The following is a 20,042-nucleotide window of genomic DNA, read 5'->3' on the forward strand; positions in this document are numbered from 1 at the left end:
GAAATCACTATAATAGTTGGTTAACGTGAGAATTTGTTGCTACATTACTTTTTTCTGCTTACTTAAAAGCGAAAAACTACTTAGCAACCGCTTAACTCATTACTTATAGGATATATCGCGTATTATGGCTGCAAAATTTAACCTTTTAGTTATAAATGGTCCAAATTTGAACATGCTTGGCAAGCGTGAACCGGATAAATACGGTTTTCAAACGCTAAGTGAAATTATGAGCGAACTAACCAGTGCCGCTGATAGTCTAGATGTTGAGTTAGCACATTTTCAAAGTAATAGTGAGCAAGCCCTCATTGAGCGAATACACAGTGCTTGGCAAGCGGTTGATTACATAATAATTAACCCTGCTGCATTTACGCATACAAGCGTTGCATTACGTGATGCATTGCTAAGTGTTGATATTCCGTTTTTTGAAGTGCACTTAAGTAATGTGCACGCACGTGAAGCCTTTCGTCATCATTCGTATTTTTCTGATGTGGCACAAGGCGTGATATGTGGATTAGGTGCAATGGGTTACCACGCAGCATTAAATGCCGCTGTGAGCCGGTTGAAAAACTCGATTTAATTTTAAATTAACACACAAACAAACAGGCGGGTCGTGTAATGGATATTCGCAAGATAAAGAAGCTTATCGAATTAGTAGAAGAATCAGGTATTGCTGAGCTAGAAATCACTGAAGGTGAAGAATCAGTACGTATTAACCGTAACAACATGAGCGCAGGCCCTGGTTACCCGCAATTTGCTCCACAGCAATATGCACCGGCGCCAGCAGCCCCAGCTCCAGTTGCAGCAGCTCCTGTAGCAGTTGAAGCAGCAGCTCCAGCAGAACCTACTGGCCATCAAGTTAAATCACCAATGGTTGGATCTTTCTATGCAGCAGCGTCTCCTGAAGCTCCAGCGTATGTAGAAGTTGGTCAGCAAGTTAAAGTTGGCGATACGCTTTGTATTATCGAAGCTATGAAAATGATGAACCAAATTGAGTCAGATAAAGCCGGTACAGTAAGAGCTATCTTAGCTGAAAATGGCGAGCCAATAGAATTTGATCAACCTCTATTCATCATTGAATAATAGCGTAACCTAAAAGGCCAACTCTAATGTTAGATAAAGTAGTCATTGCAAACCGAGGTGAAATTGCACTTCGTATATTGCGCGCCTGCAAAGAGCTTGGGATCAAAACGGTTGCTGTGCATTCAACGGCGGATCGCGATCTTAAGCATGTATTGCTTGCAGATGAAACCATCTGTATTGGTAGACCATCAGCAACTGAAAGTTATTTAGATATCCCGCGCATTATTGCTGCGGCTGAAATAACTGACGCTGTAGCGATTCATCCAGGTTACGGTTTCCTTGCAGAAAACGCTGATTTTGCCGACCAAGTTGAGCAAAGTGGTTTTGTATTTATTGGTCCAAAAGGTGACACTATTCGCCTTATGGGTGATAAAGTTTCTGCTATTTCAGCAATGCGTAAAGCAGGCGTTCCATGTGTACCAGGGTCTGATGGTCCGGTATCAGATGATAAAGAACGTAACATGCAAATCGCTAAACGAATCGGTTACCCGGTAATCATCAAAGCCGCTGGTGGCGGTGGTGGTCGTGGTATGCGTGTTGTTCGTAGCGAATCTGAACTTATTGATTCAATTGCATTAACACAGCAAGAAGCTAAGCAGTTCTTTGGTAATAGCATGGTTTACATGGAGAAATTCCTTGAAAACCCACGCCATATCGAAGTTCAAGTATTAGCAGATGGCCAAGGTAATGCAGTACATTTAGGTGAACGTGATTGTTCTATGCAACGTCGTCACCAAAAAGTAGTTGAAGAAGCACCAGCGCCAGGTATTACTGCAGAAACACGTAAATTTATTGGTGAACGCTGTACACGTGCATGTATCGAAATCGGTTACCGCGGTGCTGGTACGTTTGAGTTTTTATACGAAAACGGCGAGTTTTACTTCATCGAAATGAATACACGTATTCAGGTTGAACACCCTGTAACTGAAATGGTTACTGGTATTGATTTAATCAAAGAGCAGTTAAAAATTGCTGCGGGTCAACCATTATCATTCACGCAAGACGACGTTGTTATTCGTGGTCATGCTATTGAGTGTCGTATTAATGCTGAAGACCCTGAAACGTTTATCCCTTCACCGGGTAAAATTACACGTTTCCATCCTGCTGGTGGCTTAGGTATTCGTTGGGACAGCCATATTTACGCTGACTATACGGTTCCACCACATTACGATTCAATGATTGGTAAGTTAATTACTTACGGTGAAAACCGTGACGTAGCTATTGCCCGCGCGCGCAATGCACTTAACGAGCTAGTAATTGACGGAATTAAAACTAATACTCCTTTGCATAAGAGAATTCTTGCAGATGAAAACTTCCAAAATGGTGGTACTAACATCCACTATCTTGAGAAGAAATTAGGATTGTAATTCTAGTCTGTAAAAAGGCGTTTTATCTTAGTTAATAACCCGAGTTATTAAGCTGATTTAAATAATTGAAAATCCGATATCAGGAGACTGATATCGGATTTTTTAATGCCTGTAATTTAAGTTTTATAGGCAATAAAAAAGTCCATAAAATATACTGCAAAGAGTAAATTCGATGGACTCAATATTTATATAATATGTTGAACTAACATTACACTAATTTAGATTCAATTAACTGTAGTGCTTCTTCTAAAATTGTTTCTACTGCTTTTTTAGCGCGCTCAGGATCGCGTGACTTTATGGTCTCTAAAATATCAGCGTGCTTAGCAACATCTGCGCCCGGTACACCTTTAATATGGTTTGTATAACGAATACTTACTCTAAGGGCTGTACTAATAAACTCAGTTAACTGCACAAAAAAGCGATTGTTACTGGCCACTAATATGCTGGTATGAAAAGCAATGTCGGCTTCTAATGGGTCGTCTAAGCCTTCGTCTGCTTCAGCCATACGGGCTAAGGCACTATCTATATCAGCGAGTTGTTCAGCAGTTGCATTTAGTGCTGCAAGAGCGGCCGCTTGTGGTTCAAGGGCTACGCGTACTTGAGTAAACTCTTTTAATAACGACAGTGATGGCTTACTGCTTAAAATCCAACGTAGTACGTCGGTATCAAACATGTTCCAGCTACTTTCAGGTAATACACGAATACCTTGCTTAGGACGCGATGAAATTAACCCTTTAGCAGAGAGCATTTTTACCGCTTCGCGGGTAGCGCTGCGACTTACATCATACTTTATACATAAATCGGCTTCAGAAGGCAGGCCTTCGCTTACAGGGTAAACACCACGCACAATAGCAAAACCCAAATCGTGGGTTAATTGTTGTGTTAAATTTTGACGGGGTTGGCTTTTCATTGCGCAGGATTCCGAGTTGATATATTGCTTTATTATATATCATATATCATATTAATGTACTCAAGGATATGATATAAACTTTTAATTAGCTAAATATTTTAACACAGCAATAACGACTTAGTTTGGCTCTTTATACTGTAAATGTAAGTTTATAAAGGGTTTAAATAAAATTGAAAATGCGCTATATGGAGAGTTGAATTTGAACACCCTAGCTCAATATCATAGTCTTTCTGGTAAAGTTATTTTTATTACAGGCGGTGCATCAGGCATTGGTAGAGCAATGGTTAAATCCTTTGTAAACCAAAATGCAAAAGTAGCATTTATAGATATTGATGATAAGGCAGCGCAATCGCTTATTCGTGATTTACCCAATGCAAAACTATGGTATAGGCAAGTTGATGTAACTGACTCTCATGCACTTCAGCAATCACTTGTGGATGCATGCGCCGCTTTTGGTGCCATTAATGTACTAGTTAATAATGTAGCGAACGATCGCCGTCAAGCAAGCGAAGACGTTACAGTGCAAGACTGGGATCAGTGCTTACAAATAAACTTAAACCCTGCATTTTTTGCCTCTCAAGTTGCTATGTCTTTTATGAAGGGCGATGGAGCGGGCAGTATCATTAACTTTAGTTCTATTAACGCTATTATGGGGCAACCTCAAATGGCAGGCTATGTAACCGCAAAAGCAGGCCTAATTGGTATGACTAAGGCACTGGCTCGCGATTACGGCGAGTTTGGTATTCGCGTTAACGCTATTTTACCAGGGTGGGTGGCTACCGACCGTCAACTAGCAAGCTGGTTTACCGAAGAAGAGCAAGTTAAGTGGATGGAAGCCATGGCGCTTAAAAAATTAGTAACTCCTGAAGATGTTGCTAATTTGGCACTCTTTTTAGCCGCCAATGAAAGCAGTATGATCACCGGGCAAAGTATTAAAATTGACGGTGGGAGGCTTTAAAGCTTGGCTACTTCATTTCTTTTTATTGCTGTTGACTGGGGCACGAGCCATTTACGCGCTTATTTGTGCGAAGTACGAGCGAAATCAACACTTAAACTATTAGCACAACGTGATGGCCCTGGCGTTGTTAAGGCAAATCAAAATTTTGAGCAAACCCTAATCGACACCATTGCGGTGTGGAAGCAAGAGTATGGCAGCTTACCTATATATATTGCAGGACAAATTACCTCAAGCATCGGCTGGCACGAAACACCTTATTTAGAATGCCCAATTAATCCCGAAGGGTTACTTAATGCTGCTGTTAGCTTTGATTGCGATGGGCATATTATTAAAGCGTTACCTGGCACAAAGTGTACGCTGCAAAATGGCTTGTTTGATGTAATGCGCGGCGAAGAGCTGCAAATTTTAGGGTTTTTAAAGCAAAACCCAGAGTATCAACAAGGTAAAATATTACTCTGTTTGCCTGGCACACATACCAAATGGGTGCTTATAAATAATGGCGAAATCATTTGCTTTAAAACAGCCATGACCGGCGAGCTATATGATTTGTTATGTCATCAAAGTGTTTTAATTCCTAACGACTGTGCAGAAGGTGAGTTTGACTTTAAAGCATTTGAGCAAGGCTGTGAGCTAACTTTAGGTAGTGATAGCGGTAACTTGGCACATGGTATTTTTAGTGTGCGTACCCGCCAGCTTTCAAAGGAGTTAACGCCAGTACAAGCTAAAGCCTATTTGTCGGGTGTATTAATTGGCAGCGATGTACGAGCAGCTCGCCACGCTAGCGAATGGCAATTATTAAGTGATACGCAAGTTGTGGTGATTGGCACAAAGCAGCTGAATAAGTGTTTTACTACGGCGCTTAACCAAATAGGTGTGAAGTGTGTTGAGTTTGATATTAAAACAGCGACGCTTAGCGGCTTTAATTATTTATTTAATTTAGAGTCAAAAAAATAAACCCCTTTATAACGGTTAAATTATAAAGGGGTTAACAGGAAGTTATTATAACTTGATAGTTAAGCGCTTTTAGCTGCTTGGTTATGCTCAATATAATCATTAAGCGCAGCAACTTGCGCCTCATTAAAACGTAGTCCTAATTTGCTGCGGCGCCATAAAATATTGTATGCGTTTTCTGCCCACTCTTCATTTAGCAAGTAATCTACTTCTGCTGCAAATAAACCATGGCCAAAATCTTGGCCTAAATCACTCAGCCCAGTTGCACTACCTAAAATATGTTTAGCACGAGTACCATAAGTGCGTACAAAGCGTTTAAGTGTTATTTCAGGTAGCCATGCGTATTTTGCTTTTAGCTCTGATTTAAGTGCTTCTACAGAGCTAAAATCACCACCAGGGAGCGGACTATGTTTGGTCCACGCATTGCTCATTTGCGGATAAAAATCTTCAAGCTTATTAACCGCAGCTTCGGCAAGTTTGCGATAAGTTGTAATTTTTCCGCCAAACACACTCAGTAGAGGTGTTTGCTTAGCATCACTCGAAAGCTCTAATTTATAATCGCGAGTAACGGCTTGTGCATTAACTGATTCGTCATCAAGTAATGGGCGTACACCAGAAAAGGTATGTACTATGTCTTCGCGTTTAATCGGTTGTTTAAAGTAGGTATTAGTAATATCAATTAAGTAATCAATTTCTTCATCACTAATTTTAACGTCTTGTGCTTCACCTTTGTGTTCTACATCGGTTGTGCCAATAAGTGAGAAGTCATCTTCAAACGGAATAACAAACACAATACGCTGATCTTTATTTTGTAAAATATAAGCTTGTTTTTCATCGTGAATGCGAGGCACTACAATGTGGCTACCTTTTACAAGGCGAATATTTTGTGGTGATTTTTCTGTTAGTGCTTCGTCAAATAATTTAGCTACCCAAGGACCCGCAGCATTAACAATGCCTTTGGCAGAAATGGTGTATTTAGCTTTGCTCTTTTGCTGCTCAAGGGTTACCTGCCATTTACCTTGCTCTCGTTTAGCATTTACACACTTAGTTTGCGTGGTAATAACAGCACCTTTTTGTTGCGCTGCTAGGGCGTTTAAAACGACTAGGCGAGAGTCATCAACCCAGCCATCTGAGTATTCAAAACCTTTAGTAATAGAGGGTTCTAAAACGCTATTTTCACCAAATTTAATGCTTCGAGAACCCGCTAGTGTTTCGCGCTTTGCTAGGTTGTCATACATAAACAAGCCAATACGAATCATCCACGCAGGGCGGAGGTGTTTTTGATGCGGCAATCTAAAGGTTAGCGGCCACATAATATGAGGTGCGTTTTTAAGTAGCACTTCACGCTCTGCTAGCGCTTCTTTTACTAATCTAAATTCGTAATGCTCAAGGTAGCGCAGACCGCCGTGGATCAGCTTAGAACTGTTTGAAGATGTTGCACAGGCAAGGTCTGATTGTTCGCACAATAGAACTTTTAACCCTCTGCCAGCTGCATCAGCTGCTATTCCAGTGCCGTTTACACCGCCACCGATGACTAGTAAGTCATATTCGTTATCTGCTAATTCCACCGAGCTAACCTTTTTATTTGTAATATAAATAAGACATAAGCATCATAAAGCTGCTGTTTTCATTTGACAATAGAAAACCCAGTTTTTTATTCGTTAATTTTGACGCCAATCCATTTTCAATTTAAAGCAGTAAAACATGCCTTTTAAATCTAGCATTTAGCTAAGTTAAAAAAGCAAAGTGGCTAAAGTACTGGCCTTAACCACTTAGTATTTACTGCGGGCAGTTTTTATTCGTTAAGCAGACTTGAGCTACGCAGTGCTGCCATTTTGCGTATAGATCGTTACGCTCGTCGGCACTCATGGTGGGCTCAAAGCGACGGTCGCATGTCCACATTTTAGATAACTGTTCAGTTGACTCGTACACACCTGCTTGCAAGCCTGCTAAATAAGCGACCCCTAAAGAGGTGGTTTCGGTCACTGTTGGTCGCTCAACTGTTGCACCTAAAATATTTGATAAAAAGGTCATAACCCAATTATTTTTTACCATACCGCCATCTACACGAAGCACACTTGGGCGAAGGCCATCACGCTCCATCGCTTTTTGTAAATCTTTGGTCTGGTAGCCAACTGATTGCAGCGCTGCAGCAACAATAGTGCTAATACCAGAGTCGCGTGTTAGCCCTAAAATAGCGCCACGCGCATTAGGGTCCCAGTAAGGAGCGCCTAAACCAGTAAATGAAGGCACTAAAAAAACACCATGATCGAGCGGTACATCTTTAACCATCGACTCACTTTCGCCAGCATGGCTAAGTAGCTTTAAGCCTTCAACAATCCACTGCATAGTTGCGCCAGCCATAAATATACTGCCTTCAATGGCGTAAGTTGGCTTGCCGTTTAATCTGTAGGCAACAGTGGTCAATAAGCGGTTTTCTGAGGTCAGTGCTTTTTCGCCAGTGTTAAGCATTAAAAAACAGCCAGTACCGTAAGTACTTTTAGCCATGCCTTGTTCAAAACATGCATGTCCTACAAGCGCAGCTTGTTGATCGCCTGCAATACCACATACGCGAATTGGCGCGCCAAAAATATCAGCGCTGGTTGAACCAAACTCGTCAGCAGAATCCATTACTTCTGGCAGCATAGATTCTGGAATATCGAATAACTCTAAAAGCTCTTGATCCCACTGCTGGGTGTGAATATTAAATAACATGGTGCGCGATGCATTGGTTGCATCGGTGCGGTGCTCTTTACCGCCAGTTAGCTGCCAAAGTAGGTAAGTGTCAACCGTACCGAAGGCGAGCTCACCTGCAAGGGCTTGTTCGCGTGCGCCTTCAACGTTATCTAAAATCCAACGAACTTTAGTGGCCGAAAAATAAGGGTCGAGCAGTAAGCCTGTTTTATCGCTTATTGTTTGGCAAAGCTCATCAGTTGTTAGGCTTTCGCAATAGTCACTGGTGCGACGGTCTTGCCATACAATAGCGTTATAAATTGTTTTGCCTGTTTTTTTGTTCCATACCAAAGTGGTTTCGCGCTGATTGGTGATACCAATGGCAATAATTTCTTCAGGCTTTACATCGTTTTTAGTTAACACTTCGCGACTAGTGCTAAGCACTGTTTGCCAAATATCGTTAGGGTCGTGTTCTACCCAACCATTTTGTGGAAAATGCTGCGAAAATTCTTGTTGTGCTGTACCAAAAACGTCTGCATCTTTTGTAAACAAGATGGCCCGAGAGCTTGTGGTTCCTTGATCAATTGATAGTATGTATTTGGACATGATATTTGTGTTATTTATCTTATCTTATATATGACTAGATTGCCTTTAACCGAAGTTAATGGCAATGGTTTTTTCTTAAAATAGCAGATTAAAAAATAAACACGCCAATATTTGCTGGTAACTCTTTTATATAAAAGGCGTTTTATTTTTGCATTATTTTAAGGGCGTATGCGGCTATTGATTAAAACAACCGCTTAAAGCTTATTATTACTTGGTGTGAGGTTTAGCTTGTTGCCAATCCATACCGGTAGAAAAGCGATTATCAAACCCGCGCCACTGTGGCAGCGGCTTACCATCAACAACAGCTTGGTCGCCGTTTTGTGGTAAATCTAAGTATTTACACTCGCTGGCTATGCCTTTTACGTGGCAATCCATCATGGCAAGTACAAAGTGTTTGTTGGTCTCGTTTAGTGTGCGCATAGACCACGAAGGCTCATAGTAATGGCCTATATCTAGCTCACTGCTGCTTTGTGCAATAGCAGGGGCTGGGTGTGGTGCTATATTATGGCGTGCATTTTTGTAAGTAAGCATGTACTTATCTTTGCTGCCTGTTTGTTCATAAAGACTTTTAATGCCTTCATAGCCTGAAATGTCATCTAAGTCACCAGCTACATAAAGCGAAGGTACTTTAATATTTTCCATTGCTTTGGCATCAAATATAGCGTGCTGTCCGCCCCATGGTGCAAAGGCCACCATCGCTTTTATACGAGGGTCTATTTTTGGGTTTTGGTATTGTCCACCAGCGCAGCTGTTTAGTAATTGCTGTACTTTTTTAATTTGAGCTGGGTCTTTCATACCCGTAAACATAGCCGTAGTTTGCTCATTAAAAGCGTAACAACCACCTATCGTATTTACCGCGCCATAGCCACCCATTGAGTAACCAATTACACCTGCGCTTTTGTTATCTACCTGCTTGCTGGCAAAGTTGTTTTGCTCATTAAAGTAATTAATTACAAACTGCTGATCGCGTGAGCGATTTATAAGCGTGCTAAAAAAGCCAGAGAACGGTGCGTTTTTAAAATCAACATCGGCATTGGTTGAGTCAGTATGGTCAATAGCTACCACAATGTAACCGTGCGACGCTAAATGCTCGCCAAGGTAGTACATAATTGTACGGTAACCGGTATAACCGTGCGAAAGCACTATCACAGGGTAGTGCTCTTTATTATTAATGGCGACATCACGCATTGCATCGGCTTGCAAAGTAAACTCTTTACCTGAGCGAGTTTCATCTGTGTAGCTGCTAAGTGGCGCTTTTGCTGTATTTGCAGCCGGATACCACACCTCTACTTTTAAAGGACGATCTTTTTGACCTTGTGTAGCGGGGTCAAATTGCGCAGGGTTAACTAAATCAAGTGTTTGCACACCTACATTGTAGCTACCTTTAGCTGCAAGCTCTGGCAGTACTTCGCTAGTGATTGGCGGGTATAGCTGCTCTGGTTTATTAGATTCAGCAACAGCTACACTGGCAGATAAACTGCACGTTGCAAGTAATATGGCTTTTGAAAGCGCCTTGAGTGTGTGTGTCATTGTGTGTCCTTGTTGTGTATTTTTATTTTTTAATTAGTCAGTTCAGCCGACTCGACGGCATTGCTGTATTGCAGCTGCCACTGTGCTCGTAAGGTATCCATTATGTTCATAACTCGTAAGCTAGTACTGAGGGGCAACACGCTGCTTTGAGTTTGTTTTTGTAATATACACTGCGTGACATGTGCAATTTCAAACTTAAAGTTTTCATCGTCACTAAAGTTGTATTCAAAGTACTGAGGGTCTTGGTCTTTTATGTGTAGCTCTAGATTTTGTGCACCTACAAACTGAGGTATTCGAATATAGCCAAGCTCACCATTAATACATGCTTCTGTTGGGCCATTTTGCTGCAGTGCGCTGGCAAGAGATGCAAATTGCCCGTTACCGTAATCAACTATAGCAGTGCTTCGCTCATCAACGCCGGTTGTGCTTTTATGTACAAAGGATTTGATGTGTTTAGGGGCTTTATTAAATACCACATCAGCAATCGAAATAGGATAAATACCTAAATCGAGTAGGGCGCCACCCGCTGTTACAGGGTTCATTAATCGGTGGCTGTCGGCAAAGCTGCCGGGTAAACTAAAGTTGGCATTTACACTGTGCACATTACCAATAACACCTTCATTTAGGAGCTGTTGTAATTTTACTATGGCTGGTAAAAATCGCATCCAAACGCCTTCCATTAAAAAGCAGTTTTGTTGTTTTGCAAGCTCAGTGAGACTTTGCAACTGCTTAGCATTAACGGTAATTGGTTTTTCGCTTAGCACGTGCTTATTGTGTTTTAAGCATTGGGCGATAGTTTTAAAGTGTTGATCGTGGGTATTGGCAATATAAATAGCATCTATATTTGGGCATTGCATAAGAGCTTGATAGCTTTCATAGCCTTGAATATTGTACAGTGTGGCAAATTCTTTAGCGCGCTGTATACTCGTTGATGCCGCGCCAATAAGCTGTGCATCACTGCAATGCGCAATGCTTGTAGCAAAGGTGTGAGCTATATTGCCACACCCAATAATTCCCCAATTAACCTTTGCCATGCTTATTCCTTAAGTTTATTTAAAAAGACGTAATTTGTAATCCTGAACCCGCTGAACATACGTAAATATCAGCATTTAAATTAAAGCGTTCAAAGTAATGCTTTTCTACCGCTGCTTTAATTAGTGGTACTTCCGCATCACGACATAAACATACAATTGCGCCACCAAAACCACCCCCTGTCATACGAACTGCGCCACGCTCGCCCATCGCTTCTTTACAAATTTCTACTAAGCCATCGGTTGCAGGTACGGTTACTTCAAAGTCGTGTTTAAGTGATTGATGCGATGCTGCCATTAGCGTGCGAAGTGCATCCATATCGTTATTTTGTAGTGCAGTAGTTGCTGCAATTACACGGTCGTTTTCGCTAATTACGTGGTGTGCACGTTTATATTCGTTTTCGCTTAATGTCGCTTTTACTGCTTGCAGGCCAGCCATGGTGGCTTGGCGAAGTGTTTCTACACCCATTTTTACAGCAGCTTGTTCGCAGTCAATACGGCGCTGGTTGTATTCGCTATCAACCAACTTACGCGGGTAGTTTGAATTAACAATAACAATATTTAAATCATCAGGAACTTTAACTGATTTGGTTGCGAGGTTTTCACAGTCGATTAATAGTGCATGACCATTCTCGCCTTTAGCTGAAATAAGCTGATCCATAATGCCGCATTGGCAATGCATAAAGTCGTTTTCGGCTTCTTGACCAAATAGCGCAATTTGCTCTGGCGGTAAACCAAGCTGTGCAATATGGTTAAACATACCGCCTACAGCAACTTCTAGTGCGGCCGATGACGACAAGCCACTACCTTGCGGTAAGTTGCTGTCAATAAGTAGGTCGGCGCCACGCAGTGTGTAGCCCGCTCTTTTAAGAACATAAGTAACAGCACGAATGTAGTTACCCCATTGCGACTGGCCTTCAGTGATTTCTTCATCAACACTAAAGCTGTCTTTTTCGCCTGGGTAATTTAAAGAATGCACAGTAATAATATTGTCGTCGCGCTCTTTAAACATCACTTGGGTACGAAACTCTAACGAACAGGGTAAAACAAAACCGTCGTTGTAGTCGGTAAATTCGCCAATAAGGTTTACACGCCCCGGTGCTGCTGCAATACCTTGAGCAGGCGCGCCATACAGTGACAAAAATTGTTGTTGGAATTCGTTAAGCTTCATCTGTGTGTCCTGCTGTATCTTTATAGTGTGTTGTACTGGCTGCTTTTAAAATAGAAGCAGCGGTTTCTGCGCTTAAATCGCGCTGGCTTTCGCCTAGCATTTCGTAGCCTACCATGTGTTTTTTAACAGTAGCAGAGCGAAGTAGCGGCGGATAAAAATGGGCATGCAAACGCCAATGTTGCTCATCAGAGCCTCTGTTAGCCGGTGCATTGTGCCATCCCATTGAGTATGGGAAGCTGCAATTAAATACGTTGTCGTACTTAGTGGTTAATACTTTAAGTGCCTGAGCCAAAGAGTCTGTTTGCGCATCGTTTAGCTGGCTAAAGTTTTGAATGTTATCTTTAGTTACTAGCATTGTTTCAAACGGCCATGCTGCCCAAAATGGCACTACAACAAGCCAATGTTCGTTTTCAAATACAACACGTGTTTGATCTGCTTGCTCTTTTTGCGCGTAATCGGCAAGCATAGCTGTGCCATGCTTTTTATAATAGGCGAGCTGCTGGGTATCTTCGGCTTCTATTTCGGTTGATAAATGCGAGTGAGCCCAAACTTGGCCGTGAGGATGAGGTTGCGAACAACCCATTATCTCGCCTTTATTTTCAAAAACTTGTACGCATTCGTACTGCTGTGCAAGCTCTGTGTAATTTTGTTTCCAGGTTTTCACTACTTCGTGCAATGCGTTTTGGCTAAGCTCTGGTAGTGTTTTATTATGCTCTGGAGAAAAACAAATTACGCGGCATTCGCCACTGGCTTCGTCGGCAATAAATAAATCACTGTCTGACTCTAAGCTTTGTAATTGCTCGCTGGCATTAGGTGTGAGTGCACCAAAGTCATTTCTAAATACGTGTGTGTATTTATAATCTGGGTTACTGTCGCCATTTGCACGGGTATTACTTGGGCAAAGTGGGCAGTTTTCATCGTGTTTTGGTAATACGTTTTCGTTAACGGCTTCTGTTGCGCCTAACCATGGGCGGTTATTACGATGTGGTGACACTAATACCCAACGACCCGTTAGCGGATTTTTACGTCTGTGAGTACTTTCTAATAAAGCCATGTTAACTCTCCAACCCACTTGGGTAATTAGTTTGCCAGCGCCATGTGTCGTTTGTCATGTCGCTAAGTGTTAGTTCTGCGTACCAGTTAAGTGTGTTTTGCGCTTTTGTAGCATCGGCGTAGTTACAGGCAATATCACCTGCTCGGCGCGGTGCAATCTTATACGGAATATCTTTATTTGCTGATGCGCTAAATGCGTTGATCATATCAAGCACAGAATAACCTTGCCCTGTGCCTAAGTTGTAAGCATGAAATGTGGTATCTGTTTTATGCTGCATAAATGCCGCAACATGACCTTTAGCTAAATCTAAAACATGAATATAGTCGCGCACACCTGTGCCATCTTCGGTGTCGTAGTCGTCACCAAAAATATTTACCACGTCACGTTTACCTACTGCAGTTTGGGCAATAAATGGCATTAAGTTATTAGGAATACCATTAGGACTTTCACCTAATAAACCACTTGGGTGTGCACCTACTGGGTTAAAGTAACGAAGCGCAATACCCATAAATTGACTGTTGGCATTACATACGTCTTGCATGGCTTGTTCAACCATGACTTTAGTCCAACCATAAGGGTTCGTTGCGCGTATAGGGTGCTTTTCGTCAATAGGGAGGTAGTCTGGCTCGCCGTATACTGTAGCCGATGAGCTAAATATAATATGGTTAACGCCTTCATCTTGCATGTTTTGTAGCATGCTTAATGTGCCCGACACGTTATTTTGATAATAACGCAGCGGTTGCTCGGTAGATTCGCCAACGGCTTTTAAAGCTGCAAAGTGAAAAACAGCTTCGGCTTTAGTGTGTTTTAGAGCGAGCTTAAACTGTTGCTCGTCTTGAATGTCGCCCAAAATAAACTCAAACCGAGTACCCGTAATCTTTTCGAGTTGGTCAAGTACCCGCGCACTTGCATTAGACAAGTTATCATAAATAACAGGCGTAATACCTGCTTCATGCAATGCAATACATGTGTGGCTACCTATGTAACCCATGCCGCCAGTGACTAAAACTTTCATGTTATTTCTCGAAAAGTGTATTTATATGATAAATACTACTATTAAGGTGGTTTAAAAACAATAGTTATGATTGCTGAGTAATTCAAATAAAAGCATAAAAAATATTCAGCTTAAACACTCATCTTCCTCTTAAAGGAATGCTTTTATATTAACTAACATAGGCTTAGCTTTATCAATTAATTCTATAAACTGATTCAACTATTGGCCTAATTATCAGCAGTAAGTCGGGGTGCTAATATAGCGAAAATAAAGTAAGGAGAGATCAACATGAACAAAACAATTTTACTTACCGGCGCAACCGATGGCATTGGGCTAGAAACTGCAAAGATGTTATTAGCACAAGGTCATACCGTATTATTACATGGCCGCAGCCAAGCAAAGCTCAATGCGCTACAAGTAGCTTTAACCGAGCAATACCCAAATGCAAGTACACATACTTATATTGCTGATTTAAGCGATATGAGCCAAGTTCAAACTTTGGCAAAAAATGTATTAGCCGATTTGGCCGAAAATAATAACCAGCTTGACGTACTTATTAATAATGCAGGCGTTTATCAATTAGTTGATGCTACAACAATTGACGGCCTTGATGCTCGCTTTGTTGTAAACACGATTGCGCCATATCTTCTTACAAAACTATTATTACCTGTCCTTGGTCATGATTCGCGAGTGGTTAATGTGTCATCAGCTGCGCAATCAAGCGTTAACTTAAATGCACTTATGGGTAACACTGAACTTTCTGATAGTGCGGCTTATGCACAAAGTAAATTGGCTATTACTATGTGGTCACGTCATTTAGGGCTTGAGCTTAAAGATACTGGGCCATTAGTTGTATCGGTAAACCCTAAATCTTTACTGGGAAGCAAAATGGTAAAAGACGCTTACGGTATAGATGGTGGGGATTTAAAAATTGGCGCAGATATTTTTTGTCGCGCAGCGCTTAGTGATGAATTTAAAGATGCCGCAGGCCTGTATTTTGATAACGATACAGGACGCTTCGCGCCTCCTCATGTTGATGCACTTGATAATGCTAAAAATCAACAACTAGTAGATACGTTAGACAGTATTTTAGCACAGCTTAAATTAGGTAAAGCATAATGAAAAAGCATGTTACCTGGACAGTACAAGGCCAAATTAAAGAAGGTAAATACGATGAGTTTTTACTGGTAATGGCACAATTAGTTACTTTGGCTAAAAGTGAAGCGGGCACTTTAGTGTATGAGTGGACAGTAAGTGATGACAAGCGCAATGTACATATTTACGAGCGTTACCAAGATGAAGATGCTGCTAAAGCGCATCTTGCTGGTTGGGGCGAAAGTGGCCCACTATTTTTAAGCGTAGTTGATATGGATAAAGTAACGGTATTTAGTCAATTATCAGAAGAGTTTGCACAAGCCTATGCAGGCCCAAGCAGTGTATTTATGAAACCTGTGGGTGGCTTTGTAAAGTTTTAGAGAAAATACCCATTATTGATCTAAAGAGCTCACCTCATCAGTGAGCTCTTTTTTAGTGGCATTACTGCTCTTGCTGCAAGCGCTCGTATAACCAATCTTTTAATTCTGTACGTTCGTGTTTTAATAGATGCATTTGCTCATCGCTTATGGGCGCATCTTTGAGCTCTAACACTCTAATCTCTTTATCTAGCTTGTCGTACTTATCTGCTTTTTTTGCAAATTCAGTATCGCTTTCATTTAACTCGGCAATGGTCTTTAAGTACTCTGGAAAGTCGTTTGTTAATGAGTGGTCTTCGCCTAACATATTCGCTCCTTAGTAGGATATAAATGAGCTCACAAGTAAGTGAGTTGTATAAGTGAATTACTGCCTTTCATATAATACACTGGGGCTTACATAGATATAATTCAACCATCGAGCCACTAATTTGATGTAGCACAAACAATCTGTTTATTTTGCTCAGTAAGGCATTTCACCAAAGTATTTAATAGTGCGATCAATAAATGCACGTACTTTAGAGGTCAATAATTTATTGTTGGGGTATACAGCCTACGTAGGTGTATTAACTAATCGTAAAAAGCTTAGGGTTCGATATTATTGCTCAAGGTGCAAGGAATCTCTGGCTAGAGAAAATAAATTTAAATATCATCATGATTCAATACGTTAGTAAATCTCTTAACCAGAGTTAAAGTTTAGTAAACCAATACCCGCTAAAGGCTTTTAAGCATTTTAGCTAAAAGAGTTAATTTTTAACGCTTTTTGCTAATTTATGTTGGTTAATTAATAGTGGTAGAATGCAGCGCTTAGTACCACTTGTGTAAAGTAGTGGTCAATAATTTATAAGGTCTGTTGTGTAATGCTGTTGATGATCGACAACTACGATTCGTTTACTTACAACTTAGTGCAATATTTTCAGCGTTTAGATCAAGACGTTTTAGTGAAACGTAATGATGAGCTAAGCATTGCACAAATAAAACAGTTAAACCCGCAGCACATCGTGTTATCGCCAGGGCCATGCACCCCTAACGAAGCGGGTATTTCACTAAATGTTGTTGAGCAACTAAAAGGGCAATATCCTATTTTAGGGATTTGCTTGGGGCATCAAACTATCGCACAAGCTTTAGGTGGAGATGTAATACGTGCTAAAAAAGTAATGCACGGTAAAACATCACCCATAGTTCATACTAATAAAGGGGTGTTTAAAGGCTTAGCTAATCCGTTAACGGTATGTCGTTATCATTCTTTAGTGGTTAAAGCGCAAACTCTGCCTAAAGAGCTTGAAGTAACCGCATGGACTCAAACTGAGCAAGGCGAGTTTGACGAAATTATGGGGTTGTTACACAATGAACTTGCTATCGAAGGTGTGCAGTTTCATCCCGAAGCTATTTTAACTGCTCAAGGCTTAGAACTGCTTGATAACTTTTTAACTCGCTTCTAATGTTATAATACACATAGCATTTTATACTTTATTAATGGATGTCATGACTGAACTTGTAGCCCAGCAGCGTACTGCCAAAATACTAAGCCAACGAGCTCATGACTTATTGCTTGGGCACAGCTTTGCGCATCAGCAAATTGGTTTCATTCATACATTAGATATAGATTACGGCGAACCCATGAAGCAGCGTACCTTGCTGCAGGTTGAAGTGGCCGCACAGAATAAACGCCAGCAAAGCAGTACTGCACATCATAAGTACCGCGCTCAAGCCAGTGAGCAACTGCACAAAACAATTGAAACAGCTATATATAAGCAGCTCGAAGATATAGATGGCGTAATTCATAGCACCATAGGTATTGAAGATGGTATTGCCAATATACTCGATATATTAGCGGTAAAGTCAGCGTCGGTAGGGCGTTTAGAGCCATTGGTTAATGATATAAGCTGGTTGGGTAGGGAGTTAGTAACGCTCGTTAATTTACCTTACTATCGTAATCAACGTAGTAAAAACACGTCTGTAAAAGTAGATAAACCATCGCTTGCCCTTCGTTATATTGGCCTTGATAACTTACAGCTAGTTATTCCTACATTTGCTGCCCGCCATTGGATGCCACATAGCACCGAACCATTTTCGTTATTAAAGCGTCGTTTACGTGACAGTGCCATGGCAAACGCCATTGCTGCGCAAAAAATTGCACAAATTAATAATGTAAATGACGTACATGCATTTACTCTTGGTATGCTTTTAGATGTAGGGCGAATTGCATTAGTGCGCTTGTACTTAAAAACGTTTGAGCAAATATGGCAACGTAAAGTACAGCTAGCCCGAAATGAAAACCAAAAAGATTTACACACCGCATTATTAGAGCTTCAGCCCGACCCGCTATTTTTAACTACTCTACTTAGCAATAAATCGATAGAAGTAAGCGCTAAGGTAATAGACAAAATGGCTTTTAAATATTTACCGTTTAAAGGGGTAATGCAGCAGCTAGTAAATGGGGTAGATAAGGGCGATACATTACTGCCATTAACAGAAGTAATGCTAAAGGCACGGTGCTATTCTCAATATCTTAATTTAAAAGAACATCAACTTATTGAACCTGATGAAGCTCTAAGCTGGTTTTCGCACTTTAAGTTCACTAAAACGGAACTAAAAACCCTCCAATCGAGTAATTTTACCAATTTAGCTATTCAAATTGACTAAAATCTGAATTTTTTGTTAATTTTTTTTGCGACTAACCATTCATTCTCATCTTATTGTTATATTACATATTTGCCGATTAAAGCGTGTGCGCCTCTGTACTCATGCGGTTAGTTGCCTAAAAATAAGCATAAATAGCTATGCAAATAGTTATTCACTATCTATGAAATAATATCTTTAGCCCTTTATTTTCAAGGGATACATGAAAGTTTTTAACGAGACAGATATCAGTAATTCTGAAATAATGTGCGTCTGAAAATTGAACCACAAAGCAATTTTGCGCAATTATCAGGTTACTGATCTTGCCTATAAAGTTGGTTACAAATATTAACCAAACACCTATTTTGATGTTTTGTGTTGCTCACAATTAAGAGGAAATAAAATGACAGTCAATCGCGAATTATTTGATCACGTAATGGTTCCTAACTACGCACCTTCAAGCGTAATTCCTGTTCGAGGCGAAGGCTCTCGCGTATGGGATCAACAAGGTCGAGAGTTTATCGACTTTGCTGGTGGTATTGCAGTTAACTGTCTTGGCCATTGCCACCCTGCATTAGTAGGCGCATTAAAAGAGCAAGGCGAAAAAATCTGGCATCTATCTAACGTAATGACCAATGAGCCGGCACTTCGCCTAGCTAAAAAAATGGTTGATGCGACATTTGCTGAAAAAGTTTACTTTGCCAACTCTGGCGCAGAAGCAAACGAAGCCGCGCTTAAATTAGCGCGTCGTTTTGCACTTGATAAGTTTGGCGCAGAAAAATCACAAATCATCGCGTTCAACAAAGGTTTCCACGGTCGTACATTCTTTACCGTAACTGTTGGCGGCCAAGCTGCATATTCAGATGGTTTTGGTCCTAAGCCTGGCGACATTGTACATTGTGATTACAATGACCTTGCTGCATTTGAAGCACTTATCAGCGATAAAACATGTGCCGTAATGATGGAACCTCTACAAGGTGAAGGCGGTATTGTTTCACCAACTGATGAGTTTGCTCAAGGCGTTCGCGATTTATGTACTAAACATAACGCACTGCTTATTTTTGATGAAGTTCAAACAGGTGTTGGTCGTACTGGCGATTTATATGCATACCAAGGCTTAAACGTAGTACCTGATATTTTAACTTCGGCTAAAGCACTTGGCGGCGGTTTTCCTATTGGCGCTATGATCACAACAACTGAAATTGCACAGCACCTTAAAGTAGGCACACATGGTTCTACTTATGGCGGTAACCCGCTTGCGTGTGCTGTTGCAGAAGCGGCATTTGATACAGTAAATACCCCAGACGTACTGGCTGGCGTAAAAGAAAAAGCCGCATTATTTAATGAACTACTTAGCGCGGTTAACGAAAAATACAACGTATTTAGCGAAATCCGTGGCCAAGGTTTATTAATTGGTGCAGTAGTGAACGAGCAATACAAAGGTCGTGCAAAAGAGTTTTTAGTGGCAGGTACTGAGCAAGGCCTTATGTCACTAGTTGCCGGTGCAGACGTAGTACGTTTCACTCCATCTTTAGTAATTCCTGAAGCGGACATTCGCGAAGGTATGGCACGCTTTGAAAAAGCAGTAGCAAGCGTAGTAAACGCATAAGCGACTTAAGCCAACCA

General features: G+C 41.0%; 19 protein-coding genes. 10 read left to right on the forward strand and 9 right to left on the reverse strand.

Annotated features, from left to right (window positions below; translation table 11 throughout):
• Nucleotides 1–124 precede the first annotated feature (124 nt).
• Genes aroQ through accC form a run of 3 tightly spaced genes read left to right on the forward strand, consistent with a single transcriptional unit; the run spans nt 125 to nt 2,447 of the window.
• The gene (gene aroQ / locus H5126_RS12250) at nt 125–577 is read left to right on the forward strand and encodes a type II 3-dehydroquinate dehydratase (protein ID WP_002958841.1); all 453 of its coding nucleotides are present in this window, start codon (nt 125–127) and stop codon (nt 575–577) included.
• Nucleotides 578–615: 38 nt separating this feature from the next.
• Nucleotides 616–1,080: an acetyl-CoA carboxylase biotin carboxyl carrier protein gene (gene accB / locus H5126_RS12255; protein WP_002958842.1), complete on the forward strand. Its 465-nt coding sequence runs from the start codon at nt 616–618 to the stop codon at nt 1,078–1,080.
• A 26-nt stretch (nt 1,081–1,106) separates the two neighbouring features.
• Complete coding sequence (accC, locus tag H5126_RS12260; protein WP_002958843.1) at nt 1,107–2,447, forward strand: acetyl-CoA carboxylase biotin carboxylase subunit; 1,341 nt, start codon at nt 1,107–1,109, stop codon at nt 2,445–2,447.
• Between the two features lie 208 nt (nt 2,448–2,655).
• Here the strand turns inward: accC and H5126_RS12265 are convergent, their stop codons facing one another.
• Nucleotides 2,656–3,357: a FadR/GntR family transcriptional regulator gene (locus H5126_RS12265; protein WP_024596672.1), complete on the reverse strand. Its 702-nt coding sequence runs from the start codon at nt 3,355–3,357 to the stop codon at nt 2,656–2,658.
• A 199-nt stretch (nt 3,358–3,556) separates the two neighbouring features.
• Between H5126_RS12265 and H5126_RS12270 the strand changes: the two genes are divergently transcribed.
• Both H5126_RS12270 and H5126_RS12275 read left to right on the forward strand, forming a co-directional pair.
• The gene (locus H5126_RS12270; protein WP_182692714.1) at nt 3,557–4,315 is read left to right on the forward strand and encodes an SDR family NAD(P)-dependent oxidoreductase; all 759 of its coding nucleotides are present in this window, start codon (nt 3,557–3,559) and stop codon (nt 4,313–4,315) included.
• A gap of 3 nt (nt 4,316–4,318) precedes the next feature.
• Nucleotides 4,319–5,269, forward strand: a complete 951-nt coding sequence (locus H5126_RS12275; RefSeq protein ID WP_182720187.1) for a 2-dehydro-3-deoxygalactonokinase — start codon at nt 4,319–4,321, stop codon at nt 5,267–5,269.
• Nucleotides 5,270–5,328: 59 nt separating this feature from the next.
• Here H5126_RS12275 and glpD read toward each other — a convergent pair whose 3' ends face one another.
• The 7 genes from glpD to galE form a co-directional block, all read right to left on the reverse strand.
• A complete protein-coding gene (glpD, locus tag H5126_RS12280) occupies nt 5,329–6,834 on the reverse strand; it encodes a glycerol-3-phosphate dehydrogenase (RefSeq protein WP_024603610.1) in 1,506 nt (501 codons plus the stop codon).
• A gap of 211 nt (nt 6,835–7,045) precedes the next feature.
• On the reverse strand, nt 7,046–8,545 hold the full coding sequence (gene glpK, locus H5126_RS12285; RefSeq protein WP_033013631.1) for a glycerol kinase GlpK: 1,500 nt from the start codon (nt 8,543–8,545) through the stop codon (nt 7,046–7,048).
• A gap of 207 nt (nt 8,546–8,752) precedes the next feature.
• Entirely contained in the window at nt 8,753–10,075 is a 1,323-nt protein-coding gene (locus tag H5126_RS12290) for a dienelactone hydrolase family protein (protein WP_182720188.1), read from the reverse strand.
• Nucleotides 10,076–10,104: 29 nt separating this feature from the next.
• The gene (locus H5126_RS12295; protein WP_182720189.1) at nt 10,105–11,109 is read right to left on the reverse strand and encodes a Gfo/Idh/MocA family protein; all 1,005 of its coding nucleotides are present in this window, start codon (nt 11,107–11,109) and stop codon (nt 10,105–10,107) included.
• 19 nt (nt 11,110–11,128) lie between these two features.
• A complete protein-coding gene (galK, locus tag H5126_RS12300) occupies nt 11,129–12,277 on the reverse strand; it encodes a galactokinase (protein ID WP_024606495.1) in 1,149 nt (382 codons plus the stop codon).
• Nucleotides 12,267–13,331: a UDP-glucose--hexose-1-phosphate uridylyltransferase gene (locus H5126_RS12305; RefSeq protein WP_182720190.1), complete on the reverse strand. Its 1,065-nt coding sequence runs from the start codon at nt 13,329–13,331 to the stop codon at nt 12,267–12,269. Before H5126_RS12305 ends, galK begins: the two co-directional genes overlap by 11 nt.
• A 1-nt stretch (nt 13,332) precedes the next feature.
• A complete protein-coding gene (gene galE / locus H5126_RS12310; RefSeq protein ID WP_182720191.1) occupies nt 13,333–14,346 on the reverse strand; it encodes a UDP-glucose 4-epimerase GalE in 1,014 nt (337 codons plus the stop codon).
• Between the two features lie 267 nt (nt 14,347–14,613).
• Here galE and H5126_RS12315 point away from each other — a divergent pair, with 267 nt between their 5' ends.
• Together H5126_RS12315 and H5126_RS12320 are read left to right on the forward strand one after the other, a co-directional pair.
• Nucleotides 14,614–15,444 (forward strand): SDR family NAD(P)-dependent oxidoreductase, encoded by an 831-nt coding sequence (locus tag H5126_RS12315; RefSeq protein WP_182720192.1) that lies wholly within the window; start codon nt 14,614–14,616, stop codon nt 15,442–15,444.
• Nucleotides 15,444–15,800 carry a putative quinol monooxygenase gene (locus H5126_RS12320; RefSeq protein ID WP_182720193.1) on the forward strand — a complete coding sequence of 119 codons (357 nt, stop codon included), beginning with the start codon at nt 15,444–15,446 and terminating at the stop codon, nt 15,798–15,800. Before H5126_RS12315 ends, H5126_RS12320 begins: the two co-directional genes overlap by 1 nt.
• Before the next feature lie 61 nt (nt 15,801–15,861).
• Here H5126_RS12320 and H5126_RS12325 read toward each other — a convergent pair whose 3' ends face one another.
• The gene (locus H5126_RS12325) at nt 15,862–16,104 is read right to left on the reverse strand and encodes a YdcH family protein (protein ID WP_002958856.1); all 243 of its coding nucleotides are present in this window, start codon (nt 16,102–16,104) and stop codon (nt 15,862–15,864) included.
• Nucleotides 16,105–16,654: 550 nt separating this feature from the next.
• On the opposite strand from H5126_RS12325, the gene H5126_RS12330 reads away from it, so the two are divergent.
• From H5126_RS12330 to H5126_RS12340, 3 genes are all read left to right on the forward strand, one after another.
• Nucleotides 16,655–17,236: an aminodeoxychorismate/anthranilate synthase component II gene (locus H5126_RS12330; RefSeq protein ID WP_024596662.1), complete on the forward strand. Its 582-nt coding sequence runs from the start codon at nt 16,655–16,657 to the stop codon at nt 17,234–17,236.
• A gap of 43 nt (nt 17,237–17,279) precedes the next feature.
• Nucleotides 17,280–18,440: an HDOD domain-containing protein gene (locus tag H5126_RS12335; RefSeq protein ID WP_002958858.1), complete on the forward strand. Its 1,161-nt coding sequence runs from the start codon at nt 17,280–17,282 to the stop codon at nt 18,438–18,440.
• Between the two features lie 379 nt (nt 18,441–18,819).
• The gene (locus H5126_RS12340) at nt 18,820–20,025 is read left to right on the forward strand and encodes an aspartate aminotransferase family protein (protein ID WP_154903751.1); all 1,206 of its coding nucleotides are present in this window, start codon (nt 18,820–18,822) and stop codon (nt 20,023–20,025) included.
• Nucleotides 20,026–20,042 lie beyond the last annotated feature (17 nt).

This window comes from Pseudoalteromonas sp. SG45-3, from assembly GCF_014164075.1.
In the GTDB taxonomy this organism is placed as follows: Bacteria; Pseudomonadota; Gammaproteobacteria; order Enterobacterales; family Alteromonadaceae; genus Pseudoalteromonas; species Pseudoalteromonas distincta.

Excerpts from the sequence above, each read along its gene's own strand:
- aroQ (WP_002958841.1), top strand. The coding sequence starts at position 125 with ATGGCTGCAAAATTTAACCTTTTAGTTATAAATGGTCCAAATTTGAAC.
- accB (WP_002958842.1), top strand. The coding sequence starts at position 616 with ATGGATATTCGCAAGATAAAGAAGCTTATCGAATTAGTAGAAGAATCA.
- accC (WP_002958843.1), top strand. The coding sequence starts at position 1,107 with ATGTTAGATAAAGTAGTCATTGCAAACCGAGGTGAAATTGCACTTCGT.
- H5126_RS12265 (WP_024596672.1), bottom strand. The coding sequence starts at position 3,357 with ATGAAAAGCCAACCCCGTCAAAATTTAACACAACAATTAACCCACGAT.
- glpK (WP_033013631.1), bottom strand. The coding sequence starts at position 8,545 with ATGTCCAAATACATACTATCAATTGATCAAGGAACCACAAGCTCTCGG.
- H5126_RS12290 (WP_182720188.1), bottom strand. The coding sequence starts at position 10,075 with ATGACACACACACTCAAGGCGCTTTCAAAAGCCATATTACTTGCAACG.
- H5126_RS12295 (WP_182720189.1), bottom strand. The coding sequence starts at position 11,109 with ATGGCAAAGGTTAATTGGGGAATTATTGGGTGTGGCAATATAGCTCAC.
- galK (WP_024606495.1), bottom strand. The coding sequence starts at position 12,277 with ATGAAGCTTAACGAATTCCAACAACAATTTTTGTCACTGTATGGCGCG.
- H5126_RS12305 (WP_182720190.1), bottom strand. The coding sequence starts at position 13,331 with ATGGCTTTATTAGAAAGTACTCACAGACGTAAAAATCCGCTAACGGGT.
- galE (WP_182720191.1), bottom strand. The coding sequence starts at position 14,346 with ATGAAAGTTTTAGTCACTGGCGGCATGGGTTACATAGGTAGCCACACA.
- H5126_RS12315 (WP_182720192.1), top strand. The coding sequence starts at position 14,614 with ATGAACAAAACAATTTTACTTACCGGCGCAACCGATGGCATTGGGCTA.
- H5126_RS12320 (WP_182720193.1), top strand. The coding sequence starts at position 15,444 with ATGAAAAAGCATGTTACCTGGACAGTACAAGGCCAAATTAAAGAAGGT.
- H5126_RS12325 (WP_002958856.1), bottom strand. The coding sequence starts at position 16,104 with ATGTTAGGCGAAGACCACTCATTAACAAACGACTTTCCAGAGTACTTA.
- H5126_RS12330 (WP_024596662.1), top strand. The coding sequence starts at position 16,655 with ATGCTGTTGATGATCGACAACTACGATTCGTTTACTTACAACTTAGTG.
- H5126_RS12335 (WP_002958858.1), top strand. The coding sequence starts at position 17,280 with ATGACTGAACTTGTAGCCCAGCAGCGTACTGCCAAAATACTAAGCCAA.
- H5126_RS12340 (WP_154903751.1), top strand. The coding sequence starts at position 18,820 with ATGACAGTCAATCGCGAATTATTTGATCACGTAATGGTTCCTAACTAC.